This is a genomic window from Salinimicrobium sediminis (assembly GCF_900215295.1).
Lineage (GTDB): Bacteria > Bacteroidota > Bacteroidia > Flavobacteriales > Flavobacteriaceae > Salinimicrobium > Salinimicrobium sediminis.
In genome coordinates this window covers 63,628-77,753 of record NZ_OCMF01000003.1, presented here as the reverse complement: position 1 = coordinate 77,753, position 14,126 = coordinate 63,628, and the positions used below count along the sequence as shown (strand labels likewise).

Below are 14,126 nucleotides of genomic sequence, written 5' to 3'. Positions count from 1 at the left end.
AAAATAAATCATGAAGAAAATATTTTTAATTTTATTACTGGCTGCTGGTGTGGTGTCATGTTCAGATGACCTGTCTAGTGTCAACGTCGACACCAAAAGCCCGACTGAAGTACCTGCAGATGTACTTTTCTCAAATGCAACCAAGAACCTGTTTGACCAAATGGTCAGCACGAACGTGAACCGCGGTATCTTTAAGATGGTGGCCCAGTACTGGACAGAAACCACTTATACCGATGAGGCGAACTACGATTTGATCGGAAGAGATATTAACGGTGCACAATGGATCATTCTTTACAGAGATGTTCTGAAGGATTTAAAGGAAGCGGAAATGATCTTAAACGAAAATCCTGATCCTACCCTTTCTGAAGCGAATATTCAAAACAGGTTAGCCATGATCGAAGTACTTCAGGTTTTCACCTGGCATGTACTGGTTGACACCTTTGGTGACATTCCTTATACTGAAGCTCTTGATCTTGAGAATTCAACTCCTGTATATGATGACGACGCTGCTATCTACGCAGACCTTGTGGTGCGTTTAAATGGAGCTATTGATCAACTTGAAGCCGGAGCCGGTGGTTTTGGCGGGGGTGCAGATTACATCTATGATGGTGATGCAGCCAAATGGTCAAAATTTGCAAATTCTCTTAAATTGAGATTAGCTTTAAGATATGCTAACGTTGATGATACAAAAGCAGCAACAATGGCTACTGAAGCTATCGCAGCAGGAGTTTTCGAATCACAAGATGACAATGCTACTATTCAGTATCAGGCTTCTGCACCTAACACAAACCCAATTTGGACAGACCTTGTACAATCAGGTCGTAAAGATTTCGTTGCAGCCAATACTATTGTAGACGTCATGAATGAGCTTGATGATCCAAGAAGAGATGATTATTTCGCTCAGAATCTTGGCGAGGGTGTTTACAAAGGAGGTACTTATGGTGCTAACGGTAATACCCAGGGGAACAGTACAATCTTTGGTGAGATCTTCACAGATCCTACTTTAGAAGGTGTTATTCTTGACTATGCCGAAGTTGAATTCCTTATAGCTGAAGCTGCAGCCAGAGGTTATATCACTGAAGATGCTGAAACTCACTATAACGAAGCTGTAACTGCATCTATTATTTATTGGGGTGGAACTGAAGCAGAAGCTGATGCTTACCTGGCTCAACCTGAAGTTGCATGGGATGAATCTATTTGGTTGGAAAGAATTGGTATTCAGAAATGGATCGCTCTTTACAACAGAGGATTTGAAGCATGGTCTACCTGGAGAAAACTTGACGTGCCTGAATTACCAAACGCAGCACAGTCTGGTCTTCCTGTACCACTAAGGTTTACTTATCCTACAACAGAAGCTACTCTAAATGGTGATAACCTTGCCGCTGCCGCAAGCGCAATGGGAGGTGACACTCAACAAACCCGAGTGTTCTGGGATCTGGACTAAACCAAAACGAATATAATTCCTAAACTAAAACCACCTAATTCACATTAGGTGGTTTTTTTATGAGCAATAATTGCCGCGCTTCCTTCCAATCCCGGATTGTTCATATTTTAATTAAAAGTGTACATTTACTAATTATGAGCTTCTAAATGCAGGCACGTGGGGATTTATTATGGGGACCAGAATACTAGACAGGCAATTTTATTATTAAAATGACGCAACCTTTTAAAAAATTAGAGTCATTAAATAAGAACAGGTTAACTTTATTTTAAACCTTACCATCGAAGAGCACCTTATAGTTGTAATCTTCAACTCAAGGAATAATAAATCTATGTGGTATATCAGGTTATGGAGCTCAAACAAACCACTCAAATTTTAATGTCACAGGCATAATAATATGAAAATACTTTCTGCAAGGATCTCTTTTGCCTTTCTCTTTCTATTCTTTACCAACCTCCATTCCCAGGAACTTCAGGAAAACCCGATTCCTTTGGAATTATTTGATCAAATTGTAAGGATTGAAAATACCAGCCTTGCCAATGGAGAAGAATATATTGAACCTCATATAATCAGAGATGATCAACATAAATATTTCTTGTCCTCTTCGTTTCTGAAAGGACAGGTTACATATGATGAACAGTTATATTATCCGGTTCTACTTAAGTATAATATTTTTGATGATGTCCTCCTTGTCTTCCTCAATACCTCCGATGGAAATTCAACTATTAAGTTACACAAGAATAAAATCACATCTTTCAGAATAGATGAGCATAACTTTATCAATGTTAAAGAAGATAATGATCTTAAAGGTTTCTATGAAATTCTCCTTGACAGCAAGGAATCTCTACTTCTCAAGAAACATTTTAAAAAAATTCACAAAGAACTTGATGATAACTTTACCTATTACCGCTTTGAAGAAGATGAACCTGCCTATGTGTTGAATCATAATTCACTCTATTATTCCGTAAGTTCCAGAAGAGATTTTTTGAAGATTTTTCCCGATAAAGAAAAGGAGATAAAAAACTTTTTCAGAAGGAACAAGTCGCTACGGAAAAACAGTCCAGATGAATTCATGATAAGACTTCTTCAGGAAATTAACCAATAATATAATCCACAACAGTTTGAAAATATTTACGCTGCTCTTAATGCTTTTTAGTTGCTATTTTGTTTTCGCACAAGATCCTTCCAAAAAAATCAGTCTTGAATTACAGGATGCCACTCTAAAGGAAGCCATTTTAAAAATAGAAGGCCAATCTGGTTTCAAACTCTTTTTTGCAGATGAGTGGGTAGACCGTGGACATGTTACTCTCAGCTTACAGGATGTAACTTTAGAAGAAGCACTTCAGAAAGTATTGGCAAACACCCCTCTCAATTTTTACCAGCTGGAAAATGGCCAGGTTGTAATTACCAGGAATAACATAATTTATGATCGATTACCTGAAGGTTTTTTTCCTAAAGTTGATTCTTTATCCACAAAGACAGAAACAACTGTAGTAGATAGCTATAATCCCATTTTCTATGGCCCTAACAAAAGATCTCAAACCAATATTGAGACTGTGTATATTGGAAAACAGGATCAAGCTGGCGGCAAGAGAATATACACCCTGTCAGGAACTGTAAAAAATCTTGAAACGGGGGAGCCAATAGCCAACCTTGCTATCCTTGTTCGGGGGACCGAGATTGGAACAGTAACAGATCAATCGGGATTTTACTCTCTAAAAATACCTGCCGGAACTCATATTTTAGAGACTCGTTCCTTCGGAAATGAAGATGTTCAGAAGAGGCTGCTTTTATATAACAATGGATCTCTAAACCTCAACTTAAGAGAGGACTATGAACTCTTGGGAGAAGTTATGTTGGAATCTAACCCGGATAAAAATGTAAACAATGCAACGGCCGGGGAAGAGAACATCAATATTGAGGAGGTTAAAAATATTCCGTTGATCCTGGGTGAAAGGGATGTTATGAAGGTTGCCGCCACCCTTCCGGGTATTTCCACGGCAGGAGAAGGAGCAGCCGGGTACAACGTAAGGGGAGGAAAAACCGATCAAAATCTTATTCTTCTTGACGGTGCAGTAATTTATAATCCGGCACATTTCTTTGGGATCTTTTCTGCTATCAATCCTTTTACATCAGGCGACATGACCATTTATAAAGGTCATATTCCCGCACAATTTGGTGGAAGGCTTTCTTCTGTTTTTGATATTACCTCAAAAGATGCCAACACAAAAGAATTTGCCGGGGAAGTTTCGGTAGGACCGGTTACAGCCAATGTGGCCCTTGAAATTCCTGTCATAGAAAATAAATCGGGGATTATAATTGGGGGAAGAAGCACCTACTCAGACTGGATCCTTAAATCCCTGGAGGAAGAATCCTTAAAGAACAGCGAAGCTTCTTTTAGTGATGTACTTGTGAAGTACAATCACAAATTCAACGATAAAATTTCGGTAAAAACCACAGGTTACTTTAGTAATGACAGGTTTAGTATAACCTCAGATTCTTTGTATAACTACCAAAACCTCCTTTTCTCTCTTCAGGCAGATCATAAACTGAATGAAAAAAATACCGGGAGCCTATTGTTATCCAATAGCAGTTATAATTTTGATATAGAATACGATAGCCAGTTCAACAATAATTTCATTTCCGGATACCGAATTAATGAGACCGAAGCCCAGTTAAACATGCGTTATCTGCACAGTAAAGCGCATAAATTCGACTATGGTATTTCCGGAAAACTGTATAATGTTCAACCCGGAGAAATTGATCCATTGGGTGCAGAGTCAATTATACAGCCATTTGAAATTCCGCAGGAAAAAGGATTGGAATCGGCTGTTTATATATCAGACCAGTTCGAGGTAAATGACCGCTTACTGCTCAATGCAGGGATCAGGTATTCCCTATATGCAGCCCTGGGAGAAAAAGCGCAAAAGATCTATGAAGAGGGACAACCTAAAAGCGAGGCGACTTTAGTGGATACACTTTATTATGGTAAAAATGAAGTCATGGAAACCTATAGTGGCCCGGAAGTGAGGTTTTCGGCCCGTTACTTCATTCTTCCCGATCTTTCTGCCAAAGCAAGTTACAACAGCACTTACCAGTACATTCATACCCTCTCTAACAATACTACAGTCTCCCCTACTGACACGTATAAACTTTCTGACAGGTATATAGAACCTCAAAGGGCCAATCAATATTCCCTTGGCTTATATAAGAATTTCGACAGTAACGAATATGAACTTAGCCTGGAAGGCTACTACAAAACTTCAGAAAATATCCTGGACTATAAGGTGGGGGCACAACTTTTCCTAAACGAAAATATTGAAACAGAAGTGCTGCAGGGGAAAGGCCGTTCTTATGGTCTGGAATTCCTGCTGAAAAAGACCGAAGGCAGGTTAAACGGATGGTTGGGTTACTCCTACTCCCGTTCTTACCTCCAACTGGACGGGGAACATAGAGAAGAAATTGTTAATAACGGGGAGTATTTTCCCGCTAACTACGATAAGCCTCACGATGTAAGTGTGGTGGCTAATTATAAGGTAACTCAAAGGTTCAGTTTTTCAGCAAACTTTGTCTATCAAACAGGAAGACCTGTGACCTACCCCACTGGAAAATACAATCAAAACGGGATGGAATATGTGCTTTACAGTGACAGAAACAGGTTTAGAATTCCCGATTACTATCGTCTCGATCTTAGTTTTAATGTGGAAGGAAACCACAAGATCAAAAAGTTCGCTCATAGTTTCTGGAATATTTCGGTTTATAATGTTTTAGGCAGAAACAACCCCTACTCGGTATTCTTTGTAACAGACCAGGGTGAAATAAAAGCCTATAAAAGTTCCATCTTTTCGATCCCGGTGCCAACAATTACATATAATTTTAAATTCTAGGGTATAGAATGATATATATAAAAAATTACAAGATAATCTTCCTGATAGCCACCTTCCTTGCGGTCTATGGCTGTGTTGAGCCTTACGAATTTGAAACTGAAACTTTTGAAGATGCATTGGTTGTGGAGGCTATATTAACGGATGAAATTAAATTTCAGGAAATACAAATCTCCCGCACCTACAGGCTGGAAGACGATTTTCCGACAGCCGAATCTTTTGCCGATGTCGTAGTCACCGATGATCAGGGCAATGAATTCTTTTTTTACGAGATGACTCCGGGAAAATACATCTCTAATGTTGAATTTGGAATACAACCTCAACGCAAATATCAACTTCTTATTCAGACCCGGGATGGAGGAAGCTATTCTTCAGATCCCACCCAAATGGTACCCGGAAATGACATAGAAGATCTTTATGCCGAACGTGTGGTGTTGCAGGGGGAAGATGGTATTGCTTTATTAGTGGACAGCAAAAACTCTGAGACAGCTTCCAAATATGCGCTTTACGAATATGAAGAAACCTACAAGATTGTTTCGCCAATTGTAGTACGAAGCACCATTGAATTTGAAGGGAATAACTGGCGAGTCGTTCCAAATACAAAACAGGAAACTATTTGTTATAATACTGTTCCTTCCAAAGAAATCATTCTTTCAAATACCAGTGCCCTTAGCAGTAATAACCTGGATTCATTCCTGGTCCGGTTTATCCGGAAAGACGACCCTGTATTAGGACAGCGCTACAGCATTCTGGTAAAACAGTATTCTCTTACAGGAGAGGCTTATTCTTATTATTCTACTTTAAAAAAGATCTCCAGCTCAGAGAGTTTGCTTTCCCAAAATCAACCCGGGTTCGTAAATGGAAATATGTATTCAATAAATGATGATGATGAAAAAGTAATAGGATATTTCACGCTTTCAGAAGTGTCAACCAAAAGGATCTATTTTAATTATTATGACTTTTTTGATTTTGATGAACCGAGGCCCAAATTTCCAGAAGATTGTATCCCTTTTAGACCCGGAGAACTAATTGAGACTCCCATTGGCATGATCCAAAGTGGCACAGTTCGGTTTATGAACTTCGCAGGAGCTCCTGTCGAGGGAGAAATTGGAGAAGGCCCTATAAGAGTAGTAGCAACAGAATGCGTAGACTGCACCGTTTATGGAACTAATGAAATGCCTGATTTCTGGAAAGAATAAAAAATTTATGAAAAAATTAGTCGCTTTATTATTTGTCATTTTATTCCAACAGAGTTCTGTTTTTGCTCAGGCAGTAGCTCCTTCGGAAGGAGAAAAACTTCTGGAGGAGATCCCGGAAGAAAAGATCTTTGTTCATTACAATTCTTCCCTCCTCTTCGCCGGGGAATATTTGTACTACCGCCTTTACACCCTCAATTCCGAGACCGGCGAATTGAGCGGGTTGAGTAAAGTGGCTTATCTGGACCTGGTGGCAGAAAAAGACACTACTATCTTTCAGCAGAAAATTCTTCTGGAAAACGGGCTTGGACAGGGAGATTTCTTTATTCCCACAGATGTTCCTTCAGGAAAATACAAGCTTTTAGCTTACACTAACTGGATGAGAAACAATGGTGCTTTTTTTGCGGGAGATGTAGTGATCATTAATCCCTACCGGGGAGATCAATCGGCTCTAACTGCCCAAACACCTCAGGATTCTTTAAAATCTGAAATTCCTGCGGAAAAAATTCCTGTTGCAAATAAAACCTCAGGATCCAAAGAAGGTGATTTAAAAATGACATTAAATAATTCCATTTTTGGAAAGAGGGAAAAAGTAGCAATCGAAATTAAGGGTGACGCCGGAAAATATTCCCTCTCTGTAAGGATCAAAGACAGCATTAATATTCCTGAAAAATTTTCTTCTAATAACTTCAGCAATAATCTGTTCTCTCAGGCAAAACATTTAGATTCTATTTATCTACCTGAATTACGTGGCAACCTTCTTTCAGGAAAAATTATTAGCAACACTTCTGAAACCGCCAAACTCGCAGGTAGAAAAGTAGCCTTTTCTATTCCGGGGGAAAGCTACATCTATAAAGTCGCCACCACAGATCGCAATGGAAAATTCTACATAAATCTAGATGAACCCTATGCTACTTCAGAAGCTTTACTGCAGGTAATTGGAAAGGATTCCGAAGATTTTAAAATTGTTTTAGATCCAACTCCGCATATGGAAATTTCCGATCTCAATTTTGAGGATTTTTTCATTAATCCCAATCTTAAAGAATGGATCGTGGATCGCAGCGTTTACAATCAAATTGAAAATGCCTACTACAGTGTAAAACCAGACACTTTGAAAGCGCTGGTTCAAACAGAGCCGTTTTATACTGTTCAACCGGAACTTTATGACCTTGACGCCTACACAAGGTTCAACACTATAAAAGAAACCTTCGTCGAGATTATCAAGTACTCTTATCTTTCTTCGGGAAGAACAGGCAAACCGGAAATCGTTGTGAGGCAGCCAGAAGGTGCAACAAAATATTATCTGCCCGCACTACTAATTGTAGACGGTCTTATGGTCCAGGATCATGAGTTATTTATAGACTATCCTGCAAAAGCAGTTCAAAGTATCGCGATATTGAGGAATAATTTCTTCTTGGGATCTCAGATCTTCGCAGGAATTATTGATGTTAAAACCATTGAAGGAGATTTCTGGGAAAATTTAAATTCCGAAAAAATAAAAAGCATTGAACTTGAAATGCCGCTGCCAAAAAGGTATTATTTCAGGCAATCTTATGAGGAAAATCTCTCTCTGGCAAAAGAAAGGATTCCCGATTTTAGGACCCAACTTCACTGGGAACCTTCACTGAATTTCAATTCCGAAAAGGAAACTGTAGAGTTTTTCACTTCAGATGTTTCCGGAAAATATGAGATTCAACTGGAAGGCTTTACAGAAGAAGGAGATCCGGTTTCTATAAAAAAGGAGTTTTCTGTACTCTCACAGGAACAGAAACTTTAGACTTCCCTCGAAAAAGCCTGAAATAAAATTTACCTTTGCACGATGCAGGAAACCACAACCATCTTTGGAATACGCGCTGTACTTGAAGCAATCCATAACGGCGAAACCATTGACAAGATCTATGTCCAAAAAGGACTTAGCGGACAATTATTTCAGGAGCTACAGCAAAAAACCAAATCCGGTGATTATAATATCTCCTACGTTCCGGTAGAAAAACTCAATAAACTGGTGAAGGGAAACCACCAGGGCGTAGTAGCCAAAATTTCTCCTATCGCTTTTTCTGATCTGGAAGAAGTTGTTGAGAATGCATTATCTAAAGGTACTGCTCCCTTATTTCTTTTGCTGGACCAAATTGATGATGTACGTAATTTCGGAGCCATCATACGAACTGCCGAATGTTGTGGAGTAGATGGAATCATCATTCCCAAAAAAGGAGGTGCGCCCGTTACCGCCGATACTGTAAAAACATCGGCAGGAGCTATTTTTAATATTCCTCTTATAAAAGTGGATCATATTAAAGATGCGATATATTACATGCAGGCTTCCGGAATAAAAGTTGTAGCGGCGACAGAAAAAACCGATACCTTACTTTATAATGCAGATCTCGCACAACCCGTTGCATTAATTATGGGTAATGAAGGTAAAGGAATATCAGATTCAGTGCTGAAGCTTGCAGATGAAAAGGCAAAACTTCCCATGCTGGGCAGTATAGGCTCCTTAAATGTGTCTGTAGCCTGTGGAGCTTTCCTTTATGAGGTGGTAAGACAAAGGCTTTAATTTAACAGAAAGAGGCTAAGCCCCTTTTGAACTATCTGCATCTTTTTCTGATTTCCTGAAATGGTAAATGTATTGAGGCTCTTCCTCTCCATAGGGGTTTTCAATAAAATTTCCGTTTTCATCAAAATGCCTCATAAAAGGATCTTCCTCTTCTTTATAAGTTTCTTTTTCCCATTCATATTTAGGTGCCCGGGCAATATTTTTCTTGTAGATCAGGGCAAAGACAAGCCCCGAAACCAATCCCGCTAAATGACCTTCCCAGGAGATCTTGGGATCTATAGGGGTAATATACCAAAGTAGTCCGCCGTACAGGAATACAACAATCAGTGAAAGGGCAACAAGCCTGAAATATTTTGAAAAGATCCCTTTAAAAAAGAGGAAACCAGCCAATAAATATATTATTCCGGAAGCTCCAATATGATAGGCCGGCCTGCCAATGGTCCAGGTCAAAAACCCTGAAAGCAGGAGACCTAAAAAGAGGATTTTCCAGCTTAATTTTCTGTAAAAGTAAAACAGGGATAACGAAAGCACGAACAGCGGAATAGTGTTATGAAACAGGTGTTTGATATCGCTGTGTATGAAGGGAGAAAAAAGAACACCTCTTAGTCCTTCTATCCTTCGGGGATAAACTCCAAAACTGGTAAAGTCCCAGCCAAAGCGTATTTCCATCCAAAACACGATCCAGATGAGCAATACAAAGAGAAGTGGATATCCCAAAACTCCGGTTGTAAACTGGAATGGTTCTTCAGTTTTTAGCCTTTGACGTTTCATACAATCTGTCTAACAAAAATTCAACCACTGTAATTTTCTCCTGACACACCCCTCCAAAAATGCCTTTTTAAGCACCTCTTACTTCCCTGCTTCTCCACTTCATGCCAGTTCGTCATCCTGCTTCTATAAAAAGCCGAAAGTTTTCTGCACCCAAACCCAATTTACTATTTTTACTTCATGAATAAACCATTGGCCGAAAGATTACGTCCCCGGACGCTTGATGATTACCTGAGTCAGCAGCACCTCATAGGACCTGAAGCTGCACTGCGAAAACAGATCAAAAGAGACATCATTCCCAGCATGATCTTTTGGGGGCCACCCGGAGTGGGGAAAACTACCCTGGCCAACATCATTGCCACCGAGTCCGGAAGGCCGTTTTTTACCCTTAGCGCTATTAGCAGCGGAGTAAAAGATGTGCGGGAGGTCATTGAAAAAGCCAAAAAAAGCGACGGACTTTTCACCACCAAAAATCCCATCCTTTTTATTGACGAGATCCATCGCTTTAGCAAATCGCAGCAGGATTCCCTTTTAGGAGCTGTAGAAAAAGGGTGGATCACCCTTATTGGCGCTACCACAGAAAATCCAAGTTTTGAAGTTATTCCGGCACTGCTCTCCAGAAGTCAGGTGTATGTGCTCAATCCTTTTACCAAAGAAGACTTGCTCGCGCTGCTGGAAAGGGCTTTGAAAGAAGACGAAATCCTTTCCAAAAAGGAAGTAATTCTTGAAGAAACCGAAGCTCTCCTAAGACTTAGCGGCGGCGATGCCAGAAAACTGCTCAATATCTTTGAACTCATCATCACGTCTGAAGAGGATGAAAAAGTCGTGGTAACTAACAAAATGGTGTTGCACAAAGTGCAGCAAAACACCGTGCTGTATGACAAGACAGGAGAACAGCATTATGATATTATTTCAGCATTCATTAAATCGATCCGCGGTAGTGATCCCAATGCAGCAGTTTACTGGCTTGCGAGAATGATCGAGGGTGGAGAGGATGTAAAGTTCATCGCCCGAAGACTGATTATTCTAGCTGCTGAAGATATTGGAAATGCCAATCCCACTGCTTTGATCCTTGCCAACAATACTTTCCAGGCGGTTTCGACCATAGGATTTCCGGAGTCGCGAATAATTTTAAGTCAATGCTGTATTTACCTTGCCACATCCCCGAAATCCAATGCTTCTTACATGGCTATTAATGAGGCGCAGGCGATGGTAAAAAAGACTGGCGATCTTCCTGTGCCACTCGCAATAAGGAATGCACCCACTAAATTGATGAAGGATCTAGGCTATGGAGAAGATTACAAATACGCCCACAGCTATGAAGGAAATTTTGCCGCAGCCGAATTCCTTCCGAAGGAAATTTCAAACACTACATTTTTCCATCCCGGCAGTAACCAGCGGGAGCAGGCACAGCGGGATTTTCTTCAGAAACGATGGAAAGGCAAATACGGCTATTGAGCCTGCACTTTGTAAATAACTGAAATCAACTGTTGGGAATTGGGATCCAAATATTCCACCACAAGATTTCCCTGCCCGTCAAAAAAGGCATTTCCAGAAACATTTTTTGAAGAGTATAAAAAATTATCCCCTCCACCGGACTTCATGAGACTTGCAAACTTCTGCTGCTCCCCTTCCCTGAAAAGCTCATACCCTGCGGAAGTGCTCCTGAGCAGATAGGTAACAGGACCATTGGTGAATTTTTGAATTTTTCCGGCTTCTGAAGGATTTCTCTCAGCTTCGGAAGGAGTAATTTCTGCTTCTGCTTCAGAAGAGATTTCTTCAACAGCGACTTCTTCAATCTCTTCAGAAGTGACAATTGGATCAACAACTATCTCTTCCGGAAGCTCTTTTTCATTATTATTATTGCCTGAAGCGACCTTCTCAGTAACCTTGGAAGTGATTTCAACATTTTCAAAAGAAGCAAAGGCATTACGCAAAGCTTCATGTTGGGAAGGTTTGAAAGCCTTTTCCCTGCTGCTACCGGTCTCTGTTGTAAATACTACACGATTTTCACAATCGGTAAGAGTTACATACAATTTTGTTCTGAACAGGTTAGAATCATCATGCACATTGGCAGTTAATACATCACAAGGTTTTACACCCGCCGGCATTCCATTTTTATATAATGTCTTAAAACCATATTTTTCAAATAGAAATGCTGTTAGGGCATTTAGCTGATATTGGTTCTCGGCTTTCTGAAATTCAAATTTGTCCGGCACCTTGATGTATTCATAGTGGATTTCCTGAGCTGCCAGAGAAGCAACAATAAAAAAACAGCTTAAAAAATAAATAAATTTTGTCATTCCCGGGAAAATAATAGCTGAAATCCAAGCTGCACCGAAGCATTACGGGCTTTGGCCAGATTGGTATAATCCAGCAGATTGTCTGCAGCAATATAAACATTAAAATTGTAAATCGTTGCCGATAACAACAGTCCTATGTTCGAAAAGGAATAGGAATCTGCAGTGTAGGTAAGCTTTCCCCGGAATTTTTCATTGAAGGTACGATCGTAGTACAGGGTAGTAGCATAATTAAGCCCTCGAGGACGCTTCATAGCGAAAAACTGTGCCCCAATGTGATTGTAATACCTCCTTCTTCCCATTGGCCGGTAACAATTACAGGGTTCAGAATTCTCAAACCATCCAAAATCCACTGAGGCATTTAACTTTACCGGTCTCCATGTCACGTAAGAGTTGGTTAGCGTTTCATCTTTAAGATTGCGGTCCAGTTCATCTTCCCATTCATCCCAGTAGGAAGGAGAATTTCCTTCGGGAAAAAGCAGTTCGATTCCATCTGTAGTGTAATTTCCGTAATAGCGGTAATTTTCCACATTTTTGGACTGATGAATAAAACCAATATCCAGAATACTTCCCGTTACCTGGATGTGATCCTCGGGATACCAGGTAAAGCCGGCGTCCAGGCCGAGTCCGAGATTACCTCCAAAAAAAGCCTTTCTGGCGATCTTATTCATCATTCCCAATCCGGTGATATTGTCAGATTCTTCCATATCTGCCCACCCTGCTGTATTAATGAGTATATCAACTCCTGTCATATAGTGACGGTAAAGGTTTGGACCTTCGGGTGAATTTTCGGTCCTGAAAATTCCCCTGTTACCAACGCTATAGGCATTAAAAACTCCTGAATATATCTTTCCACGAAAACCGTAGTTGAAATCCTTGGAATAATAGTTTGTAAATCCAATATGGAAGACGTTGAGAGCCTCTGCCGTAAAAGCAACATCTGAAAAATCGAAATTCTCACCAATGTAATTCCTGTTTCCTTCATAAGCCAGCACAGCAGGATCTTTAGGGAAATAGGCAAATGCATCCAATTCCTGATAAATGCCTGCGGTAAAATATCTTCGATTCTTATCGCGCCAGCCAAGGGAAAGGATCTCCATTTGTTGATTCACCGTAAAAAAATCATTCCGGTCCATTTTATGAATCGTGCTTCTTATCCTGTCATTAATAGAACTTCCATCCTTTTTGAAAATATCATATAAAGAAGCTCCCGAAGATCCGGCAGAAATATGGATCTGAGACAGCAATGGCAACCCGAAATGCATATCAAAATTTGTTTCCCCTCCGGGGTTTATCATCAAAGTTTGGGGTAAATAATCGTAATTATATAGGAGCTGCTTGTTTTGAGCAGAGGATGGGATAGTGAGGAGCAATATGAAGAAGAACAGGAGTATTCTCATCATTTGAATTCGAAGTAATAAGTGCCTTTAGATTTTAGCTGAAGACTACCTTCGGTCACTACAGGATCTTCCAGCATGTCTATATCAATGGACACTTTTATACTTTTTCTTATTTTATCTATTTGTGAGTTATCGACTATTTCTGTGTAATCAATAACTGCAGGGGCCTCCATACTTCCTGCAGGAATTTCAATAGGAATCTGATATCTTATTGCATTTGTGGGAGACCTGAACAGAATATTAATTTTAAAGGCATTTTCAAAGGAATTTATAAACCTAAAATTGAAATCAGCCCGCATTAAGCCTGTCTGGATATAATCATCGTCGAGAAAATCCAGACGGGATTCGTCTACAGCTCTTAAATTGCCCCCGGGCCCCAAAATAAATTCATCTGAGGTTAAATCAAAATATATTAGATCTATAGCAGCAGTAGGGGGAATTACAATTTCCTCAGCCTGGTTAAGATCTACATCCTTAACACAGGAAGTGAGAGAAACAAGCAGGAGTAAAAATGCTATTTTGAACAGGTATTTCGTAGGAGGCATGTTCATACAATTCATTATCAAACGAAATTAATGGCGGG

11 protein-coding genes are annotated in these 14,126 nt (G+C 39.9%); 7 read left to right on the top strand and 4 right to left on the bottom strand.

Annotation, left to right across the window (positions count from 1 at the left end):
- Positions 1–10: 10 nt before the first annotated feature.
- The 6 genes from CRO16_RS11355 (at position 11) to rlmB (ending at position 9,075) form a co-directional block, all read left to right on the top strand.
- The gene (locus CRO16_RS11355) at positions 11–1,444 is read left to right on the top strand and encodes a SusD/RagB family nutrient-binding outer membrane lipoprotein (protein WP_097056525.1); all 1,434 of its coding nucleotides are present in this window, start codon (positions 11–13) and stop codon (positions 1,442–1,444) included.
- 394 nt (positions 1,445–1,838) lie between these two features.
- Complete coding sequence (locus tag CRO16_RS11350) at positions 1,839–2,546, top strand: hypothetical protein (RefSeq protein WP_097056524.1); 708 nt, start codon at positions 1,839–1,841, stop codon at positions 2,544–2,546.
- Positions 2,547–2,562: 16 nt separating this feature from the next.
- Positions 2,563–5,328: a TonB-dependent receptor gene (locus CRO16_RS11345; protein ID WP_317042529.1), complete on the top strand. Its 2,766-nt coding sequence runs from the start codon at positions 2,563–2,565 to the stop codon at positions 5,326–5,328.
- Positions 5,329–5,336: 8 nt separating this feature from the next.
- Positions 5,337–6,524: a DUF4249 domain-containing protein gene (locus CRO16_RS11340; protein ID WP_097056522.1), complete on the top strand. Its 1,188-nt coding sequence runs from the start codon at positions 5,337–5,339 to the stop codon at positions 6,522–6,524.
- 7 nt (positions 6,525–6,531) lie between these two features.
- On the top strand, positions 6,532–8,298 hold the full coding sequence (locus CRO16_RS11335) for a hypothetical protein (RefSeq protein WP_143544526.1): 1,767 nt from the start codon (positions 6,532–6,534) through the stop codon (positions 8,296–8,298).
- 42 nt (positions 8,299–8,340) lie between these two features.
- Positions 8,341–9,075: a 23S rRNA (guanosine(2251)-2'-O)-methyltransferase RlmB gene (gene rlmB, locus CRO16_RS11330; RefSeq protein WP_097056520.1), complete on the top strand. Its 735-nt coding sequence runs from the start codon at positions 8,341–8,343 to the stop codon at positions 9,073–9,075.
- A 15-nt stretch (positions 9,076–9,090) separates the two neighbouring features.
- On the opposite strand, the gene CRO16_RS11325 is transcribed toward rlmB, so the two are convergent.
- The gene (locus CRO16_RS11325; RefSeq protein WP_097056519.1) at positions 9,091–9,846 is read right to left on the bottom strand and encodes a rhomboid family intramembrane serine protease; all 756 of its coding nucleotides are present in this window, start codon (positions 9,844–9,846) and stop codon (positions 9,091–9,093) included.
- 177 nt (positions 9,847–10,023) lie between these two features.
- Here CRO16_RS11325 and CRO16_RS11320 point away from each other — a divergent pair, with 177 nt between their 5' ends.
- Positions 10,024–11,301 (top strand): replication-associated recombination protein A, encoded by a 1,278-nt coding sequence (locus CRO16_RS11320; protein ID WP_097056518.1) that lies wholly within the window; start codon positions 10,024–10,026, stop codon positions 11,299–11,301.
- Here the strand turns inward: CRO16_RS11320 and CRO16_RS11315 are convergent.
- From CRO16_RS11315 to CRO16_RS11305, 3 genes are read right to left on the bottom strand one after another with little or no spacing between them, the layout of a single operon-like run.
- Positions 11,295–12,146, bottom strand: coding sequence for a hypothetical protein (locus CRO16_RS11315; protein WP_097056517.1), 852 nt, complete (start codon positions 12,144–12,146; stop codon positions 11,295–11,297). The genes CRO16_RS11320 and CRO16_RS11315 overlap by 7 nt on opposite strands.
- On the bottom strand, positions 12,143–13,543 hold the full coding sequence (locus CRO16_RS11310; RefSeq protein ID WP_097056516.1) for a DUF5723 family protein: 1,401 nt from the start codon (positions 13,541–13,543) through the stop codon (positions 12,143–12,145). The genes CRO16_RS11315 and CRO16_RS11310 overlap by 4 nt, the downstream gene beginning before the upstream one ends.
- On the bottom strand, positions 13,543–14,088 hold the full coding sequence (locus CRO16_RS11305) for a hypothetical protein (RefSeq protein WP_143544525.1): 546 nt from the start codon (positions 14,086–14,088) through the stop codon (positions 13,543–13,545). The genes CRO16_RS11310 and CRO16_RS11305 overlap by 1 nt, the downstream gene beginning before the upstream one ends.
- Positions 14,089–14,126 lie beyond the last annotated feature (38 nt).

Bases quoted from the DNA above. Each gene is read 5' to 3' on its own strand.
- CRO16_RS11355 (WP_097056525.1), top strand. From the start codon at position 11: ATGAAGAAAATATTTTTAATTTTATTACTGGCTGCTGGTGTGGTGTCA.
- CRO16_RS11350 (WP_097056524.1), top strand. From the start codon at position 1,839: ATGAAAATACTTTCTGCAAGGATCTCTTTTGCCTTTCTCTTTCTATTC.
- CRO16_RS11340 (WP_097056522.1), top strand. From the start codon at position 5,337: ATGATATATATAAAAAATTACAAGATAATCTTCCTGATAGCCACCTTC.
- CRO16_RS11335 (WP_143544526.1), top strand. From the start codon at position 6,532: ATGAAAAAATTAGTCGCTTTATTATTTGTCATTTTATTCCAACAGAGT.
- rlmB (WP_097056520.1), top strand. From the start codon at position 8,341: ATGCAGGAAACCACAACCATCTTTGGAATACGCGCTGTACTTGAAGCA.
- CRO16_RS11325 (WP_097056519.1), bottom strand. From the start codon at position 9,846: ATGAAACGTCAAAGGCTAAAAACTGAAGAACCATTCCAGTTTACAACC.
- CRO16_RS11320 (WP_097056518.1), top strand. From the start codon at position 10,024: ATGAATAAACCATTGGCCGAAAGATTACGTCCCCGGACGCTTGATGAT.
- CRO16_RS11315 (WP_097056517.1), bottom strand. From the start codon at position 12,146: ATGACAAAATTTATTTATTTTTTAAGCTGTTTTTTTATTGTTGCTTCT.
- CRO16_RS11310 (WP_097056516.1), bottom strand. From the start codon at position 13,543: ATGAGAATACTCCTGTTCTTCTTCATATTGCTCCTCACTATCCCATCC.
- CRO16_RS11305 (WP_143544525.1), bottom strand. From the start codon at position 14,088: ATGCCTCCTACGAAATACCTGTTCAAAATAGCATTTTTACTCCTGCTT.